21 protein-coding genes and 1 tRNA gene are annotated in these 25,761 nt (G+C 63.3%); 8 read left to right on the top strand and 14 right to left on the bottom strand.

All coding sequences use genetic code 11. From position 1 onward, the window contains the following. Positions 1-10: 10 nt before the first annotated feature. Complete coding sequence (locus ACWNZ3_RS07755; RefSeq protein ID WP_114273317.1) at positions 11-394, bottom strand: NADH:ubiquinone oxidoreductase subunit NDUFA12; 384 nt, start codon at positions 392-394, stop codon at positions 11-13. A 161-nt stretch (positions 395-555) separates the two neighbouring features. Here ACWNZ3_RS07755 and ACWNZ3_RS07750 point away from each other — a divergent pair, with 161 nt between their 5' ends. Then, a complete protein-coding gene (locus ACWNZ3_RS07750) occupies positions 556-2,322 on the top strand; it encodes an FkbM family methyltransferase (protein ID WP_496901742.1) in 1,767 nt (588 codons plus the stop codon). Positions 2,323-2,485: 163 nt separating this feature from the next. Here ACWNZ3_RS07750 and ACWNZ3_RS07745 read toward each other — a convergent pair whose 3' ends face one another. The 4 genes from ACWNZ3_RS07745 to ACWNZ3_RS07730 form a co-directional block, all read right to left on the bottom strand. Then, entirely contained in the window at positions 2,486-2,842 is a 357-nt protein-coding gene (locus tag ACWNZ3_RS07745; protein ID WP_114273319.1) for a RidA family protein, read from the bottom strand. A gap of 147 nt (positions 2,843-2,989) precedes the next feature. After that, a complete protein-coding gene (gene clpX / locus ACWNZ3_RS07740; RefSeq protein WP_269364422.1) occupies positions 2,990-4,255 on the bottom strand; it encodes an ATP-dependent Clp protease ATP-binding subunit ClpX in 1,266 nt (421 codons plus the stop codon). Positions 4,256-4,387: 132 nt separating this feature from the next. Beyond that, on the bottom strand, positions 4,388-5,032 hold the full coding sequence (locus ACWNZ3_RS07735; protein ID WP_269364423.1) for an ATP-dependent Clp protease proteolytic subunit: 645 nt from the start codon (positions 5,030-5,032) through the stop codon (positions 4,388-4,390). Between the two features lie 219 nt (positions 5,033-5,251). Beyond that, complete coding sequence (locus ACWNZ3_RS07730) at positions 5,252-6,748, bottom strand: 5'-nucleotidase C-terminal domain-containing protein (RefSeq protein ID WP_496901741.1); 1,497 nt, start codon at positions 6,746-6,748, stop codon at positions 5,252-5,254. Positions 6,749-6,958: 210 nt separating this feature from the next. On the opposite strand from ACWNZ3_RS07730, the gene ACWNZ3_RS07725 reads away from it, so the two are divergent. Then, positions 6,959-8,983: a PhoX family protein gene (locus ACWNZ3_RS07725; protein WP_496901740.1), complete on the top strand. Its 2,025-nt coding sequence runs from the start codon at positions 6,959-6,961 to the stop codon at positions 8,981-8,983. A 237-nt stretch (positions 8,984-9,220) separates the two neighbouring features. On the opposite strand, the gene kynU is transcribed toward ACWNZ3_RS07725, so the two are convergent. The 8 genes from kynU to ACWNZ3_RS07685 all read right to left on the bottom strand — a co-directional run bounded on the left by kynU (position 9,221) and on the right by ACWNZ3_RS07685 (position 18,360). After that, on the bottom strand, positions 9,221-10,411 hold the full coding sequence (gene kynU / locus ACWNZ3_RS07720; RefSeq protein WP_496901739.1) for a kynureninase: 1,191 nt from the start codon (positions 10,409-10,411) through the stop codon (positions 9,221-9,223). Further along, positions 10,412-11,239, bottom strand: a complete 828-nt coding sequence (locus ACWNZ3_RS07715) for a tryptophan 2,3-dioxygenase (protein ID WP_496901738.1) — start codon at positions 11,237-11,239, stop codon at positions 10,412-10,414. It lies immediately after the preceding gene. Beyond that, the gene (locus ACWNZ3_RS07710) at positions 11,236-12,855 is read right to left on the bottom strand and encodes an AMP-binding protein (protein WP_269364435.1); all 1,620 of its coding nucleotides are present in this window, start codon (positions 12,853-12,855) and stop codon (positions 11,236-11,238) included. The genes ACWNZ3_RS07715 and ACWNZ3_RS07710 overlap by 4 nt, the downstream gene beginning before the upstream one ends. A gap of 1 nt (position 12,856) precedes the next feature. Continuing rightward, positions 12,857-14,005 carry an acyl-CoA dehydrogenase family protein gene (locus ACWNZ3_RS07705; protein WP_496901737.1) on the bottom strand — a complete coding sequence of 383 codons (1,149 nt, stop codon included), beginning with the start codon at positions 14,003-14,005 and terminating at the stop codon, positions 12,857-12,859. Positions 14,006-14,086: 81 nt separating this feature from the next. Then, positions 14,087-14,887, bottom strand: a complete 801-nt coding sequence (locus ACWNZ3_RS07700) for an enoyl-CoA hydratase family protein (protein ID WP_269364437.1) — start codon at positions 14,885-14,887, stop codon at positions 14,087-14,089. Beyond that, the gene (locus tag ACWNZ3_RS07695; protein ID WP_269364439.1) at positions 14,877-15,341 is read right to left on the bottom strand and encodes a MarR family winged helix-turn-helix transcriptional regulator; all 465 of its coding nucleotides are present in this window, start codon (positions 15,339-15,341) and stop codon (positions 14,877-14,879) included. Before ACWNZ3_RS07695 ends, ACWNZ3_RS07700 begins: the two co-directional genes overlap by 11 nt. Continuing rightward, entirely contained in the window at positions 15,338-16,072 is a 735-nt protein-coding gene (locus ACWNZ3_RS07690) for an SDR family NAD(P)-dependent oxidoreductase (RefSeq protein ID WP_496901736.1), read from the bottom strand. The genes ACWNZ3_RS07695 and ACWNZ3_RS07690 overlap by 4 nt, the downstream gene beginning before the upstream one ends. Continuing rightward, complete coding sequence (locus ACWNZ3_RS07685; RefSeq protein ID WP_496901735.1) at positions 16,069-18,360, bottom strand: bifunctional salicylyl-CoA 5-hydroxylase/oxidoreductase; 2,292 nt, start codon at positions 18,358-18,360, stop codon at positions 16,069-16,071. Before ACWNZ3_RS07685 ends, ACWNZ3_RS07690 begins: the two co-directional genes overlap by 4 nt. Positions 18,361-18,527: 167 nt before the next feature. Here ACWNZ3_RS07685 and ACWNZ3_RS07680 point away from each other — a divergent pair, with 167 nt between their 5' ends. Further along, positions 18,528-19,418, top strand: coding sequence for a 2-dehydro-3-deoxygalactonokinase (locus ACWNZ3_RS07680; protein ID WP_496901734.1), 891 nt, complete (start codon positions 18,528-18,530; stop codon positions 19,416-19,418). Between the two features lie 69 nt (positions 19,419-19,487). Beyond that, positions 19,488-20,906: a pyridoxal phosphate-dependent decarboxylase family protein gene (locus ACWNZ3_RS07675; RefSeq protein ID WP_496901733.1), complete on the top strand. Its 1,419-nt coding sequence runs from the start codon at positions 19,488-19,490 to the stop codon at positions 20,904-20,906. Positions 20,907-20,918: 12 nt separating this feature from the next. On the opposite strand, the gene ACWNZ3_RS07670 is transcribed toward ACWNZ3_RS07675, so the two are convergent. Continuing rightward, a complete protein-coding gene (locus ACWNZ3_RS07670; RefSeq protein WP_269364448.1) occupies positions 20,919-21,794 on the bottom strand; it encodes a hypothetical protein in 876 nt (291 codons plus the stop codon). Between the two features lie 276 nt (positions 21,795-22,070). Between ACWNZ3_RS07670 and ACWNZ3_RS07665 the strand changes: the two genes are divergently transcribed. From ACWNZ3_RS07665 to ACWNZ3_RS07650, 4 genes are all read left to right on the top strand, one after another. Beyond that, positions 22,071-22,146 (top strand) — tRNA-Thr (locus tag ACWNZ3_RS07665). A 345-nt stretch (positions 22,147-22,491) separates the two neighbouring features. Beyond that, the gene (locus ACWNZ3_RS07660; RefSeq protein ID WP_496901732.1) at positions 22,492-23,367 is read left to right on the top strand and encodes a lysophospholipid acyltransferase family protein; all 876 of its coding nucleotides are present in this window, start codon (positions 22,492-22,494) and stop codon (positions 23,365-23,367) included. 345 nt (positions 23,368-23,712) lie between these two features. Next, entirely contained in the window at positions 23,713-24,672 is a 960-nt protein-coding gene (locus ACWNZ3_RS07655) for a DNA cytosine methyltransferase (protein WP_114273333.1), read from the top strand. Positions 24,673-24,738: 66 nt separating this feature from the next. Then, positions 24,739-25,644 (top strand): NaeI family type II restriction endonuclease, encoded by a 906-nt coding sequence (locus tag ACWNZ3_RS07650; RefSeq protein WP_496901731.1) that lies wholly within the window; start codon positions 24,739-24,741, stop codon positions 25,642-25,644. Positions 25,645-25,761: the final 117 nt, after the last annotated feature.

The raw sequence follows: 25,761 nt of genomic DNA, 5'->3' as shown, positions 1-25,761 counted from the left end.
GGTGCCGGGATCACTCCGGGCTCCAGGCCTCGTAATCGGACCGGTCCTTTGGATGGGCCTGCCGGATCGAGCCCGCAGGCGCATAGGCCAGCGCGGTGCCGGTCAGGTTCTCCACATGGGGTTTTTCCCAGGCCTTGTGCACCAGCGGCTTGTCACTGGGCGGCTCGTCCCAGGTGCGGTGCAGCCAGCCGTGCCAGTCGGGGCTGACGCGGGAGGCTTCCATGTCGCCGTTGTAGATCACCCAGCGCTTGGAATCGTCGGCATTGCGGTAATAGATGTTGCCCTGGTCATCCTCACCCACGCGGGTGCCCTTGCGCCAGGTGAAGAGCTGGGTGTTCAGCGTCTGCCCGTCCCACCAAGTCAGCGCCCGGAATATCGTGTTGAGAATGCCCATGAAACTCTCCGCTCTTGTTGGGGCTGTTATGCACCATCGCTGCCGCAGGGTCCAGCGGGTGTTGCAGCAAAGACTCCCTCCTGCGCGACATGTGGCCCCCCCTGCATCGCGTATTGGCCTGTCAGGCGATGCTCCTTATTGTTTCGAAAACGGAGACACCCATGGCCACCAAGAGCAAGACCCGCAAGCATGTCGCTGAATGTCACGGCGTCAAGGTGCCCGACAGCCCGATGATGACCCCGGAACGGGCCGAGCGGATCAATGCGGCGCGCTATGAGGGCCAGGAGATTGCCGGCGCGCTTGAGGTCATCCGACCCGGCGATCGGGTTCTGGAAATGGGTGCGGGCATCGGGCTGGTCGGCGCGATTGCCGCAAGGAACGGCAAGCCGGAAAAGGTTCTGTCCTTTGAGGCAAATCCCGGGCTGATCCAGCATATCAACACGCTCTACCGGCTGAACGACCTGCAGGACCGGATCGAGGTCCGCAACGAGGTGCTGATCAGCGCGCCCAATCCGCCGGAAACCGTGGCCTTTCACATCCGCAATTCCTACCTTGGCTCCTCGCTCATCGACACGGACAAACGCGCCACAACGCGGGTCGAGGTGCCGACCGCGCGCTATGACGAGGTGCGCCGCGACTTTGCCCCGACGGTCCTGTTGATGGACATCGAAGGCGGAGAGCTGGATTTCCTGCGCCATGCCTCGCTTGAGGGCATCCGCGCCATCGTTCTTGAATTCCACCCCGCCGCCTATGGCAAGGAAGGGATGCGCGAATGCAAATCCATCCTGGAACGCGCAGGCTTTGCCAAGGTGCCGGAACATTGCACGCGCCAGGTCTGGACCTGCACATTCGACGCCAGCCTGCGCCCGCCGGTGCCGGACATGGGATGGTCCTGCGATCAGCAAACCCTTGAAGGGGCCATTGTCGTGCCACCCGCCGACAGCGGCTTTGTCCAGCCTGTTGGGGTGCTGGAAAGCAACGGCAGCTATCACGGCGCCGGGGCGCTGTGGCGCAACGGGCGCGCGTTGACGGTGGCACCGCCGATGCCGCAAGGCGATTTGCCCCTGCGCGAGGGCACCTGGCTTTGGGGTGGTGTGCTTTGGGCGCATTTCGGTCATTTCCTGGTGGAAAGCACCGCGCGGCTTTGGGCGCTGGAAACCCTGGGCTCCGATATCGACGGCATCCTCTTTGTCCCCAAGCGGCCCAAGACCGGCGAGGAAGTGCAGCCGTTCCAGAAGGATTTCGTCGAACTGATGGGCAGTGACCTCCCGGTGGTCAGCCTGACCGCGCCCACGCGGGTCGAGCGGCTGATCGTGCCGGGTCAGGGCTTTGGCCTTGGCACCATGATCACCGGCACCCAGCCGTTCCGCGATGCGATTGCCGCGCGGTTTGGCCGCGATGTGCCCGCCGAAGGGCCGGAAAAGCTCTATATCAGCCGCAGCGGCCTGCCCTCGGGCCGGGGCAATCTGGTGGGCGAAACCGAGCTGGAGGCGGAGCTCTCCGCCGAGGGCTATGTGATCTATCACCCCGAAAAGCACGATCTGCGCAGCCAGATCGCCACCTACAAGGCGGCCCGCCAGATCATTGCCGCCGAAGGATCGGCGCTGCATCTGCTGGCAATGGTGGCTGATCCGGCGGCACAGGTAGCGATTGTCGTGCGCCGCCCCTCCGGTGCCACGCGCAACCTTGAGCAACATCTGATGTCCTTCGCCGGGATCACCCCGCTGACAATCGTCCAGTTGGCCCGGTCGTGGAAACCCCTGGGTGCCGCCAAACCGCGGCTCTGGATGGGCGAGCTGGACATGCCCGCCCTGCAGTCGGCACTGGCCGAGGGCGGGTTTATCTCTTCCAAATCAGGCACATGGGCGCCCCTGGACCCGAAAGAGGTGCAGGAACGCCTAGGCGGCCAGTTCGAGGAAGTTGCCTGAACCTCTAAAGCGCCCCGCCTTAAACTTGAAACGCCGATACCCTGCCGCGCTTCGCGCCGCCCCGTGGGGGCGGAACGGCGCGGCCCAACAGGAACTGTTGGGCGGGAAGGAGGTGAGCGGCGAAAAAGGACCCGGGCCAATCGCGTCTATCTTGAGACACAACTCAGGCTCTGGCCAGCGCCGTCACCTCGATCTCGATCCGGTACTTCGGGTCGATCAACCCGCATTCGATCATCGTTGCCGCGGGCGGATGCGCCCCGAAGGTGGCCTGCAACAGCGGCCAGCAGGGTTCGAACTCTGCCCGGTCCGGCAACATGTAAGTGACCCGCACCACATCGGCAAAACCCACGCCCGCCTCGGTTAGCGCCTGCCCGATGATGTCAAGCGCGGACCGGCATTGTTCCACCACATCATCACCCTGCCCCACGGTGCCGGCCACATGCACAAAGCCGCCCGCGACCACGGCGCGGCAATAGCCGATCTTCGGCTCAAAAGCGCCGCCTGAGAAAATACGCTGCATTCTGTCATTGCTCCTGTTGTCGATCAGCCGGATGGCGTCAGCCGCGCTGTCATCGGGGTTGCCTTCGTTTCATGGCATGAAAAAGGGCGCGCCACCCGGCACGCCCTTTTTCAAGTCAAATCGCATTCTGGCGCTCCGCCTCACGGATCACCCGGCGGTGGCCGATTCCTTCTCGGCGTCGCTGTGGATCATGAGCGGCGCGGCGTCAGACATCACCGCCTCTTCGTTGACCACGACCTCATTCACTGAATCCAGCCCCGGCAGTTCGAACATCGTGTCCAGCAGGATGTCCTCCAGGATGGAGCGCAGGCCCCGCGCGCCGGTCTTGCGTTCGATGGCGCGTTTGGCAATCGCTTTCAGCGCATCGTCGGTAAAGGTCAGCGCAGTGTCTTCCAGCTCGAACAGGCGCTGGTATTGCTTGACCAGCGCGTTCTTGGGCTGGGTCAGGATGGTGACAAGCGCGTCCTCATCCAGGTCCTCAAGCGTTGCCAGAACCGGCAGACGGCCGACAAATTCCGGGATCAGACCGAATTTCAGCAGGTCCTCAGGCTCCAGATCGGTAAAGATCTCGCCAATGCCGCGCGCATCCTTGTCGCGCACGTCGGCGCCAAAGCCCATGGCAGAGCCCTTGCCCCGTGCCGCGATGATCCGGTCAAGACCGGCGAAGGCGCCGCCGCAGATGAACAGGATGTTGGTCGTGTCCACCTGCAGGAATTCCTGCTGCGGATGCTTGCGTCCACCCTGCGGCGGCACCGAGGCCACGGTGCCTTCCATCAGCTTCAGCAGCGCCTGCTGCACACCCTCGCCCGAGACGTCGCGGGTGATCGAGGGGTTTTCCGACTTGCGGGTGATCTTGTCGACCTCGTCGATATAGACGATGCCGCGCTGCGCCCGTTCCACGTTGTATTCAGAGGACTGGAGCAGCTTGAGGATGATGTTCTCCACATCCTCGCCCACGTAACCGGCTTCGGTCAGGGTGGTTGCATCCGCCATGGTGAAAGGCACATCCAGAATCCGCGCCAGCGTCTGCGCCAGCAGCGTCTTGCCGCAGCCGGTGGGGCCGATCAGCAGGATGTTGGATTTCGCCAGTTCGATGTCGCCGCCCTTCTGGGCGTGATTCAGACGTTTGTAGTGGTTGTGAACCGCAACCGAGAGCACCTTTTTCGCGTTCTGCTGGCCAATCACGTAATCGTCCAGCACGTCGCAGATGTCCTTGGGCGTCGGCACACCGTCCGTCGCCTTCAGCCCGCTCGCCTTGGTCTCTTCACGGATGATGTCCATGCAAAGCTCGACGCATTCATCACAAATGAACACAGTGGGGCCTGCAATCAGCTTGCGCACCTCGTGCTGGCTTTTACCGCAAAAGCTGCAATAGAGGGTGTTCTTGCTGTCACCGCCGGAATTATTCGCCATGTCAGCCCTTTCAGGTCTGCTTTTTCGCTCAATCGACGCGCATGCGCGCCACTCGTATGGTCAACCCTAGGCCACGCCCCCCCCAGCCACAATCGCAAAATCGTCACAGTCGCGAGGGCGTGTGGACCTGTGTTATTTTTTCTTCTGCGCGTCGGGATCATCCGCCTTGCCGCGGCTTTCCACGATCTCGTCGATATGGCCCCATTCCTTGGCCTCTTCCGGGGTCATCCACAGGTCGCGGTCCAGCGCCTTCTGGACGGCCTTCAACGTCTGGCCGGAGTGTTTGACATAAAGTTCGTACATCCGTTCACGGGTGCGTTCGATGTGGCGCGCGGAAATCAGGATGTCTTCTGCCTTGCCCTGCGAACCGCCGGAGGGCTGGTGGATCATCACTTCGCCATTGGGCAGCGAGAACCGCAGCCCCTTTTCGCCGCCGATCGCAATCACCGACCCCATGGAGGCCGCCATGCCGCAGATCAGGGTCGAGACCTTGGGCTTGATGTATTGCATTGTATCGTAGATCGACAGACCCGCCGTCACCTCACCCCCGGGGGAGTTGATGTACATGCTGATTTCCTTGGACGGATTTTCCGCCTCCAGGTGCAGCAGCTGTGCCACGACAAGGTGGCTCATGCCGCTGTGAATCGGACCGTTCACAAAGATGATCCGCTCCTTCAGCAGGCGCGAGAAGATGTCATAGGCGCGTTCGCCCCGGCTGGTCTGCTCGACCACCATGGGGACCAGCGTGTTCATGTAGGTATCATATGGATCGTTCATCGTCTCTGCCTGTCGTTATCGTTCGCTGGACCATACCCGCAAACTCTTACCCAGAGATTAGTCGCGGCGCAGAGGGGGTTCAAGGGGGGCCGGTCCGCCTTGCTCCGCCGCTTGGGCGATCTGACTGACGCAATTGATTAAAAGCCTCGAAATGCCTGTTCCGGCGGCACGCCCCGAAGGGTCGGCAGAATGCCGGCATGGTGGCGTCAGATGCAGGGTTCACCCCTTTACGACAACCGGTGCCGGGGTGGCCGTGACCTGCCCGCGCCGGGTGATGTAGCGCGCCAGCGCCGGTTCCAGCGCGGTGCCGCCCCCCGCTTGCAGCAAGGCGACCGTGATCTCCTCCGCCGGATCCAGCGCGCGCCCGCCCGCAAGCAGGGTCAGATCCGAAATGCGCGCGCCCTCGGGGGCCCCCGGCGCGATGGCAAAGGACAGGCCCGCCGCCCGCATCATCCGGCTGTCCTGCCGGGCAAAGGGGTCTTCGGCAAAGGCCGCATGGGCCGCCGCTTCCAGCAGCACCGCAACGGCCGCTCCGGTCAGGCGGCGCTTGACCAGATGCCGCCCCTGCGCCACCTGCGCCAGATGCCGCGTCAGGATCGGCTGGCCCGGCAATATCGTCTCTGCCGCGCGCAGGGGCGGCACCAGCGCCAGGTCGGCCCCCGTCTCTGCCAGCATCGCATCCCCGATCAGCGCCTCCCAGGTGCCGCTGAAACTGTCGCGATGATGCAGCATGTCGGCGGCGCTGCCGACCGCTGCATCCGCCTCCGTGCCCAGGGCCTGCAGGGCCGTGGCATCCGGCCTGATCAACTCGCTGAAAACCGGGATCAGCCCATGGCTGAGTTCAGCCATCTGCCCGTCCTTCACCGCGATATCGACGCGGGTCACGAACCGGCCCTGCGCCCCGGAAGCGACGATATGCGTGCCGCCCAGCACCTCCGGCTCTGGCAGGGCATGGCCCGAGCGCCCCGAAAAGATCAGATCGACCCCTTCCAGCCCCGAGGCAAGGGCGCGGTCCGCTTCAAACCCCATCTGCGACAGCAGGATGACAACAGCCGCCCCGGCGGCACGGCGCGCGGCGACGGCCAGTTGCAGCCCCTCCAGCGAAAACCCGGTATCCGGACGGTGCGGATCGGCCAGGCCGATCACGGCAACCTGCGCCCCGCCCCGCGTGAAAACCGCGTGATCCGGCTGGCCCTCCGCATTGGCGGCCAGCGCGCCGGGAGGTGGCTGCGGCACCGCGCGGTCAAAACTTTGTGCATCCGGTTTCAGCAGAGCCCCCGCCAGATCCGTACCGCTGCCGCCCCCGTCCAGCAGGATGGCGCCGGGCCGCGCGCTGCGGACCGCGCCGATGACAGTGGCCAATTGCGCCAGCCCGCCCATCGGCCCATAGATGGCACCCAGCGCGTCAAAGCCTTCGGCGGTCATCGCGGCATCCATCGGGGTGCGCCCGCCGATCCCGTGGCGGATGCGCAGCGCCTCGCCCGTCAGGTTCGGCACCCGGTCAGGGCCATAACGCACCGCCGCAGGGCGCAGATGATGCGGGAGGACCATGCCGCGCAGATCGCTGAAATGCAGCAGGGTGATGTCGCCAAGGGGGTAGAAATCCAGCAGCGCCGCCTGATCATAGCGGTCCTGCGCCATCCCCTGCCGCGCCGACAGCCCAAGCCCGGCACCGGCGGCAATCATCTGCCCCAAGACCTCGCGACGCGTTATCATTTTCGACCGTTCCCTGTATTGTCGCCCCTGATGGGCGACCGGTGCCAGCTTGCCCGCTTGCCCCCCTTGTCGCAAGGCCCGGCACCGCTGCCTGCGGAGAATGACCAAAGACACGGGACATCGCCGGGATTTTAGGTCAGTTTTGTCATGAAACGACAACACTTCGACGTCAAAGACGGCGCAGCGAAACACAGCCAGAGGATTCCCGCAATGAAGCGCAGCGACATCGTCAACGACCCCAGCATCGGCAACAAGGCCGAAGCCTTTGAAGCCTTCGATGACATCCCGACCAACCCCAACCTGGGCCGGACCATCGGCGATGTGATCAATGCCCGCTACGGGCGCCGCGACATGCTGCGCGGGATGCTGGGTGTCTCGGCCACGACGGCGCTGTTCGGCACCTCCGCGCTGATCGCGCCGAAACAGGCGCAGGCGGCAGATGCCGGCAGCCGCTATGTCTTTGACGAGGTGACGGCGGGCAATGACGAGACCCACCATGTGGCCGAAGGCTATGACGCGCAGATCCTGCTGCGCTGGGGCGATCCGATCATGGCCGACGCGCCGGAATTCGACGTGATGAACCAGACGGCGGCGGCTCAGCTCAAGCAGTTCGGCTACAACAACGACTATGTGGGCTTTGTCCCGCTGAACGACGAAGGCACGCGCGGGCTGCTTTGCGTCAACCACGAATACACCAATGAAGAAGTCATGTTCCCCGGTCTGGGCCGCCAGGACCGGGACGGTTTCTCTGGCATGACGCCCGAGCTGATCGACATCGAGATGGCCGCCCACGGCGGCTCCGTTGTCGAGATCGCGCAAGGCGAAGACGGCCAATGGTCTGTGGTGCGCGACGGCAAGATGAACCGCCGCATCACCCCGCTGGACACCGAAATGACCCTGAGCGGCCCCGCCGCGGGCCATGCGCGGCTGATGACCAATGACGATCCCACCGGCACCAGGGTGATCGGCACGATCAACAACTGCGCGGGCGGCCTGACCCCCTGGGGCACCTGGCTGATGGCCGAAGAGAACTTCCACGGCTATTTCTGGACCGACAATGTCGATGCCGAGGGCAAACCGGTGATCGACAGCGCCAACCCCGAGGCGGTCTCTTACAAGCGCTACGGCGTGCCGGGGGCCTGGTATGCCTGGGGCAAGACCCACGACCGCTGGAACGTCGACCGTGAGCCCAACATGCCGAACAAGTTCGGCTGGGTGGTCGAAGTGGACCCGATGGACCCGACCTCCACCCCCGTCAAACACACCGCATTGGGCCGGTTCCGCCACGAGGGCGCGGAAACCACTGTCGCTTCGGATGGCAAGCTGGTGATCTACATGGGCGACGACAACCGCTTTGATTATCAGTACAAATATGTCTCTGACGGCACCGTGTCGGACGACCGCGCCGCCAATACCAAGCTGCTGGAAGAAGGCACGCTTTATGTTGCGCGTTTCGACGAGGACGGTACGGTCACATGGCTGCCGCTGGTGCATGGCGAAGGGCCGCTGACGGCTGAAAACGGCTTCAACGACCAGGGCGATGTGATGATCGACACGCGCATCGCTGCCGATCTGGTCGGTGCCACCCCGATGGACCGCCCCGAAGACGCGCAGCCGCGCGGCGACGGCACCGCCTATATCATGCTGACCAACAACTCGCGCCGCGAAGAGGCCAATGCCGCCAACCCGCGCCCCGAGAACAACTTTGGCCATATCATCGAGATCAAGGAAGACGGCGGCAACCATTCGGCCACCCGCGGCACATGGTCGATCCTGGTGAAATGCGGCGATCCGGCAATTGCCGAGGTGGGCGCACAGTGGAACCCCGAAACCTCGGAAAACGGCTGGTTCGGATCTCCCGACAACTGCGTCATCGACGCGGACGGGCGGCTGTGGATCTCTACCGATCAGGGGTCGAACTGGGGCAAGACGGGCAAGTCGGACGGGCTTTATGCACTGGAGACCGAAGGCGAGGCGCGCGGCACGTCAAAGCTGTTCTTCCGCTGCCCCGTGGGCGGCGAGATGTGCGGCCCCTACTTCACCGACAACGGTGAGACGCTGTTCCTGGCCGTGCAGCACCCCGGTACCGACGGGACCAAGGACCTCGCGGGTTTTGAGCGCGACTCGACCTTTGAAGACCCGGCAACCCGCTGGCCGGACTTCGACCCGGCCATGCCACCGCGCCCCTCTGTGGTGGTGGTCACCAAAAAGGGCGGCGGCAAGATCGCGGTCTGAAATCGCTGGCATTGACGAAGGGGCCCTGCTTGCGGGGCCCCTTTCTGTTGGATGCCTTGCGCAACCGGCTTTGTGTCAGATCGGGGGCCGGCCAGACCAGCAACCCATCGTTCCGCGCGCATTGAAGGGTTGCTCTGAGCCCAGTGTGACGCGAAGCGCAAGACGGCCCGGCGCCTGCGGCTTGTTCCGGGCCCGGGTGTCAGTGTTCGACTGCAACTTTCTCCGCATGGCTGCGGATCAGGTGACGCGGTTGCGCACCTTGTAGGCATCATCGTCCCACAACTTGTTCGCCATGACGTCCCGGATCACCGCAACCGCAGCACTCACATCGCCTGCATCCAGATAAAGCGGCGTAAAGCCGAAACGCATGATGTCCGGCGCGCGGAAATCGCCGATCACGCCCCGGTCGATCAGCGCCTGCATCGCGGCATAGCCCCGTTCGAAGCGGAAGGACACCTGGCTGCCGCGCTGCGCGGAATCGCGCGGGCTGGCCAGTGTCAGCTGCGGCACATCACGCTCCACCTCTTCGATGAACTGCTCCTGCAAGGCGATGGAGGCTGCGCGCACGTCTCGCATGTCCACGCCTTCCCAGACTTTCATCGCCTCTTGCAGCGCGGCCATCTGCAGGATCGGCGGCGTGCCGACGCGCATCCGTTCAATGCCCCGGCCAGGCGTGTAGTTGAGATCGAAGTCAAAGGGTGCGCGGTGACCCAGCCAGCCGCTGAGGGCCGGCTCCGCCGCATCCGCAAGATCGGGGCGCACATAGATGAACCCGGGCGCGCCCGGCCCGCCATTGAGGTACTTGTAGGTGCAGCCCACCGCGAATTCGCAGTTTGAACCCGCCAGATCCACCGGCAAGGCCCCTGCCGAATGCGCCAGATCCCAGACCATGACCGCCCCCGCCGCATGGGCAAGCTCGGTCATCGGCTTCATCTCGTGCTTGCGGCCGGTGCGGTAATCGACCTCCGTCAGCATCACCACGGCAATGGTATCGTCGATCGCCTCTGCCACCGCCTCCGGCTCGACTGTTTTCAGCGCGTAGCCCTGTTCCAGCAGGCCCACCAGCCCTTCGGCAATATAGAGGTCACTGGGGAAGTTGCCGGTATCGCTGAGGATCACGCGGCGATCCGGGCGCATCTTCACCGCCGAGGCCAGCGCCTGATAGACCTTGATCGACAGGGTGTCGCCCATCACCACGGAACCTTCCGGCGCGCCGATCAACCGGCCCACCGCATTGCCCACGTCGGAGGGCATCGCCATCCACCCGGCCTTGTTCCAGCCGCGGATCAGCATCTGCGCCCATTCTTCGTTCATCACCCCGGAGACCCGTGCCGGAACATCCACAGGCATCGGCCCAAGCGAATTGCCATCCAGATAGATCACGCCCTCGGGCAGGATGAACCTTTCTTTTCTCAATACATCAGCCACTTACAGCGCTCCTCTCACGTGCCACAACTCGGGAAACAGCTCCACTTCCAGCATCTTGCGCAGATAGGCCACGCCGCTGGTGCCGCCGGTGCCGCGCTTGAAGCCGATGATGCGTTCCACCGTGGTGACATGGTTGAACCGCCAGCGGCGGAAGTAATCCTCAAGATCGACCAGCTTTTCGGCCAGTTCATAGAGTTCCCAATGGGTTTCTGGATTTTCATAGATCTTTTGCCACAGGTCCTGCACCGCCTGGTCGGCCTGCCAGTCACCCTCGCCCGGCGCACCTGCCAATGACGGCACCTCCAGCCGCGCGCAGAGCGTCTCAATCGCAACCTGATAGAGGCTGGGCTGCGCCAGTTCCGATTTCAGCGCCTCATAGGCATCCGCCTTGTGCTGGTGCAGCTTCATCAGCGCGCCGATGCGGTTGCCCAGCAGATATTCGATCAACCGGTATTGATGTGACTGGAATCCGCTGGAATTTCCGAGGCTTGGCCGGAATGCCGTGTATTCGCTGGGGGTCATGGTGCGCAGCACGTCCCAGGCCGAATTCAACTGCTCGAATATCCGTGCCACGCGGGTCAGCATCTTGAAGGCCGGTTGCAGCCTGCCTTGCTGCATCGACGCCCGCGCCGCCTGCAATTCGTGGATCGCCAGCCGCATCCACAGCTCCGAAGTCTGGTGCTGCACGATGAACAACATTTCGTCATGGGCCGTGCTTTGCGGATGCTGGGCCGTCAGGATGGCATCCAGGCCCAGGTAATCGCCATAGGACATGTCCCTGGCGAAATCCATCTTTGCCCCTTCGGAGGCGCTGTCGAAATCGCTCATGTTTTCTCCCGCAGTGCAAAACGCTGGATCTTCCCGGTTGCCGTCTTGGGCAGCGCATCCACGAAACGGACGTCACGGGGGTATTTATAGGGCGCAATCTCTGCCTTAACATGATCCTGCAACAGTTTGATTGTGCTGCTATCTTTTGGCGCACCATCCACCAGGACCACATGCGCCTGCACGATGGAGCCGCGCGCCTCATCCGGGGCGGCGACGACCGCACATTCGCTGACCATCGGGTGGCTCAGCAGGGCCGCCTCCACCTCCGGCCCGGCGATGTTGTACCCGGCAGAGATGATCATGTCATCGTTGCGTGCCGCGAAATGCAGATAGCCGTCCTCATCCATGGTGAAACTGTCGCCGGTGATGTTCCAGCCGTCTTTCACATAGACCCGCTGCCGGTCGTCGGACAGGTAGCGGCAGCCGGTCGGCCCCCGCACGGCCAGCCGCCCCACTTCGCCGCGCGGCACTTCTGCGCCTGCCTCGTCGATCACTTTGGCCTCATAGCCTGTCACCGGTTTGCCGGTACAGGCGGCCCGGTGATCGTCGAAGCGGTTGGAAATGAAGATATGCAGCATCTCCGTCGCGCCGATCCCGTCGAGCATCGGCTTGCCGGTCTTTTCCTTCCAGTCGTGATAGACGGGCGCTGGCAGGGTTTCACCTGCGCTGACCGCCGCGCGGAGCGAGCTGAGGTCGGCGCCCTCTTCCATCGCCTGCAACATGGCGCGATAGGCCGTGGGCGCGGTGAAACAGACAGTTGCCTTGAATTTCTCAATGATTTCAATCATATTCGGCGGGCTTGCCGTCTCCAGCAGTGTCGCGGCCGCGCCAAAGCGCAGCGGGAATACCGCCAGGCCGCCCAGGCCGAAGGTGAAGGCCAGCGGCGGCGAGCCGACAAAGACATCCTCCGGCGTGACCCCCAGCACCTCGCGGGCATAGCCATCCGCGATGATCATCAGGTCGCGGTGAAAATGCATCGTGGCCTTGGGGCTGCCGGTGGTGCCGGAGGTGAAGCCCAGCAGCGCCACGTCATCCGCCGAGGTCTGCACCGCATCGAATTTCACCGGCTTTTCCAGCGCCAGCCGGTCCAGTTCCGCATCATGATTGGAGGTGCCGTCGAAGCCCACGACGGTGGTCAGGAAATCCGAGGTCTTGGCACAGGTCGTCATCTCGTCCATCAGCCGGGTATCGCAGAGCGCATGGCTGATCTCTGCCTTGTCCACGATGGCCGCCAGCTCGCGGGCGCGCAGCATCGGCATGGTGTTGACCACCACCGCGCCCGCCTTGGTCGCCGCCAGCCAGCAGGCCACCATTGCCGGATTGTTGGCAGAACGGATAAGCACGCGATTTCCGGGCTTTACGCCAAGATCTTCAACCAGTGCGCGGGCCAGCTTGTTGGTCCAGTCGGTCAGTTCCTTATAGGTGCGCCGCCGCCCGTTCCCGATCAGGGCGGTGTGGTCTCCAAAGCCCTTTTCCACCATAAGATCAGTGAGTTCCGATCCGGCGTTCAACTTCTCAGGATAGGGAAACCCGTCGAGCAGAAAATCGGGCCAGTCGCCCTGGGCCGGCAGGTTGTCACGGGTGAATGTATCGGTATGAGCCGAAACGCCAAGCATGTCAGTATCCTCCCAATGTCTGGCGGGCAATCACGACGCGTTGCACATCGGACGCCCCTTCATAGATGCGCAACGCGCGGATCTCGCGGTAGAGGCTTTCGACCATCTGGCCGTGCCGCACACCGTCGCCCCCATGCAGTTGCACGGCCTTGTCGATCACCTGTTGCGCGTGGTCGGTGGCAAAGAGCTTGGCCATCGCGGCCTCGCGGGTCACGCGCGGCGCACCGGAATCCTTGGTCCATGCCGCGCGGTAGATCAACAACGCACTTGCGTCCACGTCCACCGCCATGTCGGCAATATGGCCCTGCACCATCTGCAGATCGGCCAGCGGCGCCCCCTGCACCTTGCGGGTTGTCACCCGGGCAATCGCCTCGTCCAGCGCCCGGCGGGCAAAGCCAAGGGCCGCGGCCGCCACGGTGGAACGGAAGACATCCAGCACCGACATGGCAATGCCGAACCCCTTGCCGCGTTCCCCGATCAGGGCGGAGCCGGGGATTTTCACATTGTCGAAATGCAGGGTCGCCAGCGGGTGCGGCGCGATGGTTTCCAGCCGTTCCTCCACCTTCAGGCCGGGCGTGTCGGCGGGCACGACAAAGGCCGACAGCCCCCGCGCCCCCGGCGCCTCGCCGGTGCGGGCAAAAACCGTATAGACATCGGCGATGCCGCCGTTGGAGATCCAGGTCTTGCGCCCGTTCAGCACAAAACCGTTGCCTTCGGTTTCGGCGGTCATGGTCGAGCTGGCCACGTCAGAGCCCGACTGCGGCTCGGTCAGCGCAAAGGCGGAAATCGCCTCTCCGGCCCGTGTCTTTGGCAACCAGGTCGCCTGCTGCTCGGGCGTGCCGAACAGCGAGATTGCCCCGGTGCCCAGCCCCTGCATGGCAAAGGCGAAATCGGCCAGACCATCGTGGCGCGCCAGCGTCTCGCGGATCAGGCAAAGGCTGCGCACGTCCAGCACCTCCGCACCCTCGGCACCGGAATGGCGCAGCCAGCCGCCCGCCCCCAGCCGCGCCACCAGATCGCGGCAGGCCGCATCGGTGTCGCTGTGATCCACCTCGCCCAGCGTCTTGCCGGCCCATTGGTCCAGCGCCTCCGCCAATTCGCGATGCCGGTCTTCGAAGAACGGCCAGGTCAGAAAACTGCGGTCAGACATTGCACATCACCTGTTTCTCTTTTTGGTCAAAAATATCCCGGGGTCCGGGGCAGCGCCCCGAAGGGTGCCAGATCACACCACTCAGTTCCCTTCGAAGACCGGGCGTTCCTTGGCCACAAAGGCCTTGTAGGCGCGCTCGAAGTCGCCGGTCTGCATGCAGATCGCCTGAGCCTGTGCCTCGGCCTCGATCGCCTGTTCGATGGACATGGACCATTCCTGCGCCAGCATGGTCTTGGTCATCATATGGGCAAAGTTCGGCCCCGCCTGGATCTGTTGGGCCAGCTTCAGCGCATCGGCCTCCAGCACCTCCGCTTCGGTCAAACGGTTGAAAAAGCCCCAGCGCTCGCCTTCCTCCGCCGACATCGACCGCCCGGTATAAAGCAGCTCAGCCGCCCGGGTCTGACCGATGATGCGCGGCAGGATTGCGCAGGCCCCCATGTCGCAGCCCGCCAGCCCGACGCGGGTGAAAAGAAACGCGGTCTTTGCCTCGGGCGTCGCCAGCCGCAGGTCGGAGGCCATGGCGATGATCGCGCCGGCACCGACGCAGATGCCGTCGACGGCAGCGATCACCGGTTTGCCGCAGTTCACGATGGCCTTGACCAGATCGCCGGTCATCCGGGTAAACCGCAGCAGATCCTTCATGTTCATCCTGGTCAAAGGACCAATGATATCATGCACATCCCCGCCGGAGCTGAAGTTGCCGCCGTTGGAGCCAAAGATCACCACGTCCACGTCATCGGCATAGACCAGATCGCGGAACCAGTCGCGCAGCTCGGCATAGCTGTCGAAGGTCAGCGGGTTCTTGCGGTCCGGCCGGTCCAGCCGCACTGTTGCGATCCCGTCCTTGATGTCACAGATGAAATGCTTCACGTCACTGCGCATTTGCAGTCTCCTTTTCTTCAGATTCGGCAGCGGTCGCAAAGGCTTGCAGCCGTTCGGCCATCTCGCGGGCATCGGCGGGGCTGACGCCGGCCAGCATCTTGTCGATCCATTCCTCATGCGCCCGCGCCTGCCGGGCAAATTCCTTTTGACCGGCCGTTGTCAGGCGCAGGATGATGGCGCGGCGGTCGCCCGGCACCGGGGTCCGCTCGACCAGACCTTCGTCGCTCAACCGGTCCGCGATGCCGGTCACATTGCCGTTGGACACCCGCAGCACCCCGCTCAGCTGGCTCATCTTCAGCCCTTCGGGGTGGCGCGACAGGGCTGACATCACGTCAAAACGTGGCAGCGTCGTATTGTGTTCGCGGCGCAGTTTCTCGCGCACTTCCTGTTCCATGCCCCGCACCACCTTGAGCAGGCGCAGCCAGAGGCGCAAGCGGTCCTTGGCGGCGCTCATATCTCGCCCCCCGAGAGGGACAGCGTGTGGCCGTTCACGGCAGCGGCACCGTCAGACAGCAGGTAAAGCGCTGCGGCAGCGACCTCGGAGGTTTCGACAAAGCGGTTCTGCGGGCTGGCCTTTGCCAGGATGGCACGCGCCTCGGCTTCGCTCTTGCCGGTGGCCTGCACGATGTTGTCGACGCTGCGGGCCAGCAGCGGCGTGTCGATGAAGCCCGGGCAGATGGCGTTTACGGTGATGCCGGTGCGGGCCAGTTCCAGCGCCAGCGCGCGGGTCAGGCCGACGACGCCGTGTTTCGCCGCGACATAGCCCGCGACATAGGGATAGCCCTTGAGCCCGGCGGTGGAGGCGACGACGATCAGCCGCCCCTTGCCCGCCTCCTTCATCCCGGCCAGCGCCGCCTGCCAGACGTTGAAGACGCCCGTTACATTGACCGCCATCATCTCGGCCATGTCCTGCGCTGTAATCTTGTGAAAGGGTGCCGAATGGGCGGCACCCGCATTTGCGATCACCCCGGTGACCGGCCCCTGTGCGTCACGCGCGGCAGCAAAGGCTGCGGCCACCGCTTCCGGATCGGTCACATCGCAAAGCTGATAGGGCAGCCCCTGCGCTTTCAGCGGCGCTTCGCGGCGGCCCATGATGGTGACAGCCACACCGGTCTGCGCCACCGCATGGGCAATCGCCGCCCCCACGCCGGTGCCGCCACCTGTGACGATCACATGGCCTGTCATACCTGTTCCACTTCCGCCGCGCGGTCGGCCAGACGCCAGGTCTGATCGCGGCCCGCTTCATAGGGCAGCGGCCATTTCGCGTGGCGGTCGCCAATCTCGGCCCCGGCATGCAGCGTCCAATAGGGGTCCGACAGATGCGGCCGCGCCAGGCAGACAAGATCGGCGCGCCCCGCCATCAGGATCGAATTGACATGGTCCGCCTCATAGATATTGCCGACGGCCATCGTCCTGATCCCCGCCTCATTGCGGATGCGGTCAGAGAAGGGCGTCTGGAACATGCGGCCATAGCTTGCCGGGTGGTTGACCGAGGTCTGACCGGCGGAAACGTCGATGATGTCTGCGCCTGCCGCCTCGAACATCTTTGCGATTTCAACCGCTTCTTTCGGGGTCACCCCGTCATCGCCGGCCCAGTCATTGGCAGAGATGCGCACCGACATCGGCTTGTCTTCGGGCCAGACCGCGCGCATGGCGGCAAAAACCTCCAGCGGGTAGCGCATGCGGTTCTCCAGGCTGCCGCCGTATGCGTCCGTGCGCGCATTGCTGAGCGGCGAGATGAAGGAGGAGATGAAATAGCCATGCGCGGCATGCAGTTCGATCATGTCAAAGCCTGCGCGCTCCGCCATTTCGGTGGCAGCGACAAATTCATCGCGCACCCTGTCCATGTCTTCGCGGGTCGCCGCCTGCGGCGTGGCGTTGCCATCCGACCATGGGATGGCGGAGGCCGAAATCAGCGGCCAGTTGCCCTCTTTCAACGGCATGTCCATGCCTTCCCAGCCGATCCGGGTGGAGCCCTTGCGCCCGGAATGGCCGATCTGGCTGCAGATCTTTGCACCCGTCTCTGCGTGGACGAAATCGGTGAGGCGTTTCCATGCCGCTTCGTGTTCGGGGGCATAGAGGCCGGGACAGCCGGGCGTGATCCGCCCCTCGGGCGAGACGCAGGTCATCTCGGTATAGACCAGCCCGGCGCCGCCCTTGGCCCGCTCGCCGTAATGGATCAGGTGCCAGTCGGTGGGGCAGCCATCGACCGCCTTGTATTGCGCCATGGGCGAGACGACGATGCGGTTGGCAAGATCCATCTTGCGCAGGCGGAAGGGTGCGAACATCGGCGCGCGCACCGGGCCATTGCTGCCCGCGCCCGCCTGTTCCATGAACCACTTTTCCGCGCCTTCCAGCCACTTGGAATCACGCGCGCGCAGGTTCTCGTGGCTGATCCGCTGGCTGCGGGTCAGCATCGAATAGTTCAGCTGTACCGGGTCCAGATCGAGGTAGCGTTCGACATCTTCGAACCATTCGAGCGAGTTGCGCGCCGCCGATTGCAGGCGCAGCACCTCAAGTCTGCGCGCGTCTTCATATTTCTCGAATGCTTTCGCGATGTCGCGTTCCTCGTGTACATGCTCCGCCAGCGAGATCGCGGATTCCAGCGCCAGCTTGGTCCCCGACCCGATGGAGAAATGCGCCGTCGCGGCGGCATCCCCCAGCAGCACGACGTTCTTGTGGTGCCAGGTTTCACACAACACGCGGGGGAACCTGATCCAGGCGGACCCCCGGATGTGTTTGGCATTGGTCATCAGGCTGTGGCCAGCCAGATGGTCCTTGAACACCTCTTCGCAGATCGCGATGGTCTCGGCTTGCGTCTTGTCGCCAAAGCCGTAGTTGTCGAATGTCTGCTGCGAACATTCGACGATGAAGGTCGCCGTGTCCTTGTCGAACTGATAGGCATGCACCCAAAGCCAGCCCTTGTCGGTCTTCTCGAAGATGAAGGTGAAGGCATCGTCGAACTTCTGATGGGTGCCAAGCCAGAGGAACTGGCATTTGCGCACATCAATGTCGGGCTGGAAAGTGTCCTGGAATTCCAGCCGGGTCTTGGAATTCAGCCCGTCGCAGGCGACCACAAGGTCATAATCGTCCATATAGGCCGATGCGCTTTCGACTTCGGTTTCGAATTGCAGGTTCACACCCAGTTCGCGGGCCCGCGCCTGCAGGATGATCAGCAATTGCTTGCGCCCGATGCCGCAGAACCCATGGCCGGAGCTGACCGTCTTCTGACCCTTGTAGACCAGCGCCATGTCATCCCAATAGGCAAAGTGGCTGCGGATTTCGCGGGCCGAGACGGGATCATTGGCTTCGAGGTTGGCCAATGTCTCATCCGACAGCACCACGCCCCAGCCGAATGTATCGTCGGGCTTGTTGCGCTCCAGCACGGTCACTTCCGCATCCGGGTTCCGCAACTTGGTCGAAATGGCGAAATACAGCCCGGCGGGACCGCCGCCCAGACAAATTGCACGCATGGTCACATCCCCTCTTCAAAGCAGTTACCGCAAGGCTATGCGGTTTTATTTTTTACTTCAAGCAAAAATATTTTAAGGTTGAAGTAAAATGCATTCCCTGCCCCCGGACCCGCCTTTCCGTCGGATTGAGGATGGCTCTTGCCGCCCGATTGGGCCAATGTCGCGCCATGACTGACAAACAGATAAATCCCGATTGGGTTGCAGTGGATGCAGGCGCGCATGGGCTGTGGGCCTGGGCGATGCAGGGCGGCCGCGCGGTGGCGCAGGTGCAGCAGGCCGGATCAAACGCGCGTGACCTGACAGCTGACGGGCTGCGCCCTGCCCTGCAGGACCTGACCGCCGGTTGGCAGTTCGGCAGCAAGACGCCGGTGGTGATCTGCGGCCCGCTTGAAGGCAGTGCGGCCGCGCTGCGGGCGGTGCCCTGTACGCCACTGGGCGAAAGCCTGCCACGCGCCAGTGACGCGGCATCGCCGCTCTACCCGGTGCCTGGATTGCGGCAGAAGTCCCCCGCCGATGTCATGCAGGGCGGGGAAACCCGCATCGCCGGGTTCCTGGCGCTCAACCCCGGCTGGGACGGGGTGATCTGCCTGACCGGGCCACACAGCATCTGGGCCGAGGTCAGCGCGGGCGAAGTGGTCAGCTTTCAAAGTTTCATGAGCGGCGAGCTGGTCACGCTGCTTCGACAACATTCGACCCTGCGCCCTGCCCTGGCCCAAGCCACCATCGACATGGCCGATTTTGGCGCGGCGGTGTCGGACAGCCTGAGCCGGCCCGAACGTCTGGCCGCCCGCCTGCTGGCGATCCGCTCCGGGCATCTGTCGGGATCAGCGGCAGAGGGCGCGGCGCTTGCACAGTTGAACGGTCTGCTGATCGGGGCGGAACTGGCGGCGGCGCGCCCCTATTGGCTGGGTCAGAATCTGGCCCTGATCGGCGCGCCGGAACAGACCCGCCTTTATGCGGCGGCGCTGGAGGCGCAGGGCGCTCCCGCAACCGTCGCGGAAGCGGCCCGCATGGCGCTGGCCGGGCTGACCGCCGCCTACCGCCTGGCTGAGGGCTGACATCAAGCCTGTTGACCTGTGCCGACGCCGCGTTTACTTAACATGATAAGTTAAACGGGGAGAGCGGCTGTGAACTGGGAAGAGTTTCGAAAGCGCGGCGCGGATGCCGCGCACTGGGCATCGGATTATCACCGCGACCTGCGCGCGCGGCCTGTCAGGGCGCGCAGCAAGCCGGGCGATGTGCTGGCGCAACTGCCGCTCTGCCCGCCGGATGCGGCACAGCCTGTCGATGACATCCTTGCCGATCTGGAACAGACCATCCTGCCGGGGATGACCCATTGGCAGCACCCCCGCTTCTTTGCCTATTTCCCGGCCAATGCGGCCCCCATATCGGTCCTGGCGGAATATTATGTCAGCGCCATCGCGGCGCAATGCATGCTCTGGCAGACCTCGCCGGCGGCGACGGAACTGGAGACCCGCGTCTGCGACTGGATGCGCCAGGCCATCGGCCTGCCCGAAGGATTCTCGGGCGTGATCCAGGACAGCGCCAGCACCGCGACGCTTTGCGCGGTGCTCAGCATGCGGGAACGCGCGCTGGACTGGGCGGGAAATGCCGAAGGGTTGAGCGGTCAGCCCACCCTGCGCATCTATTGCTCGGCCGAGGTGCATACTTCCATCGACCGGGCGATCTGGATCAGCGGCATCGGCGAGGCAAATCTTGTGCGCATCCCCACGGGCGGCCCCACCCGCGCGATGGATGTGGCTGCCCTGCGCGCCGCTATCGCGGCGGACCGGGCGGCGGGGATGCTGCCTGCCGGGATCATCGCCTGTGTCGGCGGCACCAGTGCGGGGGCGACAGATGACATCGCCCGTGTGATGGATGTGGCCGAGGCCGAGGGGCTTTACACCCATGTGGACGCGGCCTGGGCGGGCTCCGCCATGATCTGCCCCGAATTCCAGAACCTCTGGGCCGGGGTGGAACGCGCGGATTCGGTGGTGCTGAACCCGCACAAATGGCTTGGCGCGCAATTCGACTGCACCACCCATTTCCTGCGGGACCCTGCGACGCTGGTGAAAACGCTGGCGATCCAGCCGGAGTATCTGAAAACCCATGGCGCGGACGGGATCATCAACTATTCCGAATGGTCCGTGCCGCTGGGCCGCCGGTTCCGCGCGCTGAAGCTGTGGTTCCTGATCCGGGCGCATGGGCTGGACGGGCTGCGCCAGATGATCCGCAACCACGTGGACTGGACCGTGGCGCTGGCGCAGCGGCTGGCCGGGGTGCCGGGTTTCGAGATCGTGACCCGGCCGATGCTGTCGCTCTTTACCTTCCGCTATGCGCCCCCCGGTGCCGGGGACCTGGACGCGCTGACCCAGGACCTGGTGAACAGGATCAACGACGACGGGCGGATCTATCTGACACAGACGCGGATCGACGGCGCGCTGGTGATCCGCTTCCAGGCCGGCGCCTTTACCGCAACAGCCGAAGATGTGGAGATGGCGTTTGACGTGATCACGGAACTGGCGGCGGATATGCGCCCCGCCTGAGCCGGAACGACATCAGGGCGCGACGACAGTCACACCGGGAATGCGCTGGATGGTCAGCAGATCCTCGTCATAGATATCCGTCATCTGTTCGACCAGCTCATCGGTCCAGCCGGGCATGTCGAGCTCTTCCTCGATCTCCTCCTCCAGCGCGAACTTGTCGAGGAAGGCCGAAATCACCCGGCGTTTCTGCATCTCGGACATGCCGGGGTGGCTGTCGATATAGGCCCGGAAGCGCTGCATGCCTTCCTTGCTCATGATCGCCGCCAACAGGTCGAAACCGCCTGCAATCTTCTCGTGATGTTCGACACCCGCCATCTCGCGGATGATCTGGGACCAGATCAGCGGCATGTCCTCGTTGCACCAGACGGTGATCGGGATATCGGGCGCGGCCTGACGGATCGCCAACAGGGTTTCGGACCATTTGACATCCAGCGGCCCGCGCCCGCCCCAGAAGGCGGTATCGGATTTCTCCAGGGCAACGGAATGCAGCACCGGCAACAGCGCCGCCGGATTGCGGATCGCCAGAAAGATCTCCACCTCATCGTCGGGGAAAATCTCGGACATGTTGCGCATCCGCGCTGCGGCGTCGGGATAGAGCCTTCCCTGCCGCACCGCCGTGCCAGCGGTGCGAAAGAAATTGGGATCGGAGAGGATCACCCGGTCGGCGGGGTCATCATCAAGGATGACATCCAGGAGCACCGCGCGCGCATCGGGCCCGGCCGGCGCCCGGTGCATCGCGTTCAGCGTATCGCGCACCAGCTTGCGGTAGGTCCCCGGACCGGGGATCATGATTCCACGTTCCCGGAACTGGGCGGCATTGCGCAGCATGGATTTGATCAGCCGGTCCTGTTCGGTGTAATGGGCGCCAGTATGCAAGATCAACTGCATGGTAATTGCTTCGCACTTTCCTGATTTCGCCCTTCCTTATCCCGTTGCGGCATCTGTGTAAAACTGCAAATGCGCGCCCCGTCCGGCCCGGTGAAAACCGGCCGGATCACCTGCCGCCCGGCCTGCCTGCCCGACCGGCCGATCACGGCGGCACCGCGGGGCAAAAGATTTTTCACCGAGCCTCACTGACCCGCTTGCATCCGCAATCGCGATCCACTAAAGAACGCCCACGCTTGAACGGACATCCCCTTCAACGCGTCATCGCCTCAGGCGACGGCCCCTATAGCTCAGCTGGTAGAGCAACTGATTTGTAATCAGTAGGTCCGCGGTTCGAGTCCGTGTGGGGGCACCATCTAAATCCAATAACATCTTGTAATTAAACGGCTTTCTGGAGCGAGCTACAGTTCAATCCACCCCAGAACCACCTTTGACGGTTTCATGGCGCTGTCGATCAATTGCTCAGAAGGTCAAAGCGCGTCTGGAAGTATCCGACGAAGGCCGCATCCGACGCGGCCTCGAAATGTTCAATCTCGGCTGTAAGGCGGTCAAAAGTGATTTGGTGCATGCCCTTACCCGATCAGCACTCAACTCCGGCAGGGTGCGGCGCGACGCCGCCATCGCTGCCGAGATAGCGACCGGGACAACCTGTGCCAGCGTTTTCGATTGGCATTGACGCTGAACCCGTTGATACTGAGCCATGCTGTCAACATCCCTGAAATCAGTTTTGCATCACGCCAGATACTTCCCTTTGTGGTCGGCGCTGACCATCAATCGATGGCGCGCCTTTGATTTGCAGTCTCGCGCATTGGGGACAGCATGTGGAACGGTAATGCGTTGGTTTCCGCCCGCAAGACACCGGTTTGACCGCGAAGCCAGACGGGTTTTTTCCGATATGAAGCGCAGTGAGCGCGCCAAGCTAGGCCAGCGTATGGGCCGCCAGATGGGGCGGACACTCTTTGAGATCTATCACGATGCCGAATTTCAGACCCAACACCACAAATTCAGGGGCTCAGGCCCCGGTCTGGATGCTCTGAAAGAGGCGAACGCGGCAGGCAAGGGAGCAATCATTGTTTCCGGCCATTTCGGGCAGTGGGAAGCTGTTCGCGCTGTGATCAGGATGCATGGGCTCGAAAGCGGAGCTGTGTATCGGCCGCACAAGAACCGTCATTATGCGCGACGGATTCTTGCCGGTATCGAAGCGGGGGGAAGACCGATCCTGGCAACCGGGCGTATGGGAACCGGGGGGCTTGTTCGACACCTGAGAGATGGAGGCATTATCTCCATCTTGTTGGATGAAAAATATGCCGAAGGTGTACGAATACCGTTTCTTGGGATTGATGCGCTGACATCCTTGGCCGCCGCTCAGCTTGCGCTGAAATATGATCTGCCCATGATCCCCGCCTATGGTACGCGCGTTGACGACGGCAACGCATTTCAGGTGGACTTCGAAGCTCCAATCCCCCACTCCGACAGCGTAACCATGACCCGCGCGTTCAACGACAGTCTATCTGCGCGGATCATGGCAAACCCGGAACAATGGTATTGGATGCTAAGGCGTTGGGGAGTGGAGTAAGCGAAGGTCTGAGCCTTTCTGCTTCCTGCCTTTGAAACTACTCCGTTAAATGTTCAAAGTCCGCTTTCGGAAAGCCAGGCCCAACTCAGAATGTACTGCCGAAGGTCCGTTCCGGGCCGTCCATGAAGATGGCCCAAACCCTTTGACCTGCCCCCCGCTCGTCCTTCGTTCATAACGAGAGTCCGGCGGTTTGGACTTACCCTCGCCCCCCGGTAAAAGTCCTGCATGCGATGGCTTTTGAAGGTTGCCCGGACCGCGGCTATCGAATAGGAACGAATACAGAACCATTGACGTGGACGCGGGGATGACGGATCGTTTCCATCACGATGAAGAGGGCCGACAGCAGTGCTGACATCCGTAGAACTTTGCGCTGGTGCCGGCGGTCAGGCCCTCGGGCTTGAGAAGGCCGGATTTGCCCATACCGCATTGGTCGAGATCGACAGTCATTGCTGCAACACGCTGCGCCACAACCGGCCCGGCTGGAACGTCCTTGAAGAAGACATGCGTCTCTTCAAGGAGGGTGCCGAGGCCTACAAGGGGGTGGACCTGCTGGCAGGCGGCCTGCCCTGCCCGCCATTCTCCATCGCCGGGAAACAGCTTGGCGAAAAGGACGAGCGCAACCTGTTCAACGATGCCATCGACATTATTGACGCCGCCCGCCCCCGCGCGGTGATGATCGAAAACGTGCGCGGTTTCCTGGGTGCGGTTTTTCATGACTACCGGGAGCGGCTGAAAACACAGCTGGACAAGCTGGGGTATCAGACGGACTGGCGGCTGCTGAACGCCTCGGACTATGGCGTTCCGCAACTGCGGCCGCGTGTGGTGATTGTGGCAATTGCAAAGGACCGTGCGGAATACTTCGATTGGCCGGAAGCGAATGTGCACAACCCGCCGTCGGTCGGGGAAACATTGCAAGACCTGATGGCGGCGCGGGGCTGGCCGGGTGCGGCGGAATGGGCTGCAAAGGCCGATGAAATTGCGCCGACCATCGTGGGCGGTTCCAAGAAACATGGCGGCCCGGACCTTGGCCCGACGCGCGCGCGTGCGGCCTGGGCCACTCTGGGCGTCGAGGGGCGGACCATTGCGCCCGAGGCACCCGATCGCTTTTTCACGGGGATGCCGCGCCTGACGGTCCCGATGGTGGCGCGGATTCAGGGTTTCCCGGACGACTGGCACTTTACCGGGGCCAAGACCAATGCCTATCGCCAGGTCGGCAATGCCTTTCCGCCGCCGGTTGCCCAGGCGGTATCGGGCCAGATCGCAAAAGTGCTGCGCAAGCGCGTGCTGCGCGTGGTCAACGGCTAGGCTTCCCACAGCTGCCCGCCTGTGACAGCGTGCTGAGACACAACCGAAAGTCAGAGCGGCGGGCCTTTGAAAAAGACCATCCCAGAAAGCATCGTTCTTGCGGGTCACCGCGATTACGACCTGCTGAGCGCAATCGCGGATGAGATCACGAAACGCGCGGGCGGGGCCGGGGCGCTGGCCGCCGGGTTCTCGGCCATGCTGCGCCAATGCGTTGATGATGTGATCATGACGCCCAAGACGGGGCGGCGCTCTTATGATGAGCTGGAAAAGACCGAAAAGACCTATATCGGCACGCGGGTCGAGATTGAGCTGCGCGCGATGCTGTCGCTGCCCAAAGGCAGGCTGGACACTGTCATTCTCGGGCATGAGGTGGACATCAAGAACACGATGGGCAGCAACTGGATGATCCCGACCGAAGCCATCGGCCATCCCTGCATCCTTGTGGCCGCCGATGAGCTTCGCGCGCGCTGCTACCTCGGTCTGATCGTGGCACGTCCGGAATATCTGACCCTGGGCCAGAACAAGGATTCCAAGAAAAGCGTATCGGCGCCGGGGTTTGCCAATATCTTCTGGTTGCTGCTGGATCATCCCTATCCGCCGAACTTCTGGCGCAGGGTTCCCGCCGATGTGATCGAAGGCATCTTTGCAGGCACGTCGGGCAATCAGCGCATGGCCAATCTGTTTCGCGCGGTGCAGCGCGCGCCGATCACCCGCGACGTGGTCGAGGCGGTGGCCCAGCAACAGGATTTCATGCGGCGCATCCGTTCGGACAATGGCAGGGGCACCCGGGATCATCTGGCGCGCGAGGGCATTCTGCTGCTTTCCGGCCAGTATGACGCGCCGCTGATTGCCGCCCTGGGGCTGCCCGCCTGTTCGGGCAGCGAATTTGTCTCTTACCGGCCGGTGTCGCAGGGCGAGGCCGATCTGGCGGCGGCCCATGGCATTGCGCTGGTCTGGCCGCCTGACCCCTAAAGCGTTTCGGGATATACCTGAATCACTTGTTCGCTGCCTCTCCCTGCACTCGAACGCGAAAAGTGATGTTGGATGTTTCAAGTTCATCCCGAAACGCTGTAGTCACCCGGACTCAAA

Source organism: Sulfitobacter sp. IGS-18 (genome assembly GCF_059628195.1).
This window is presented reverse-complemented; position numbering and strand designations above follow the sequence as displayed.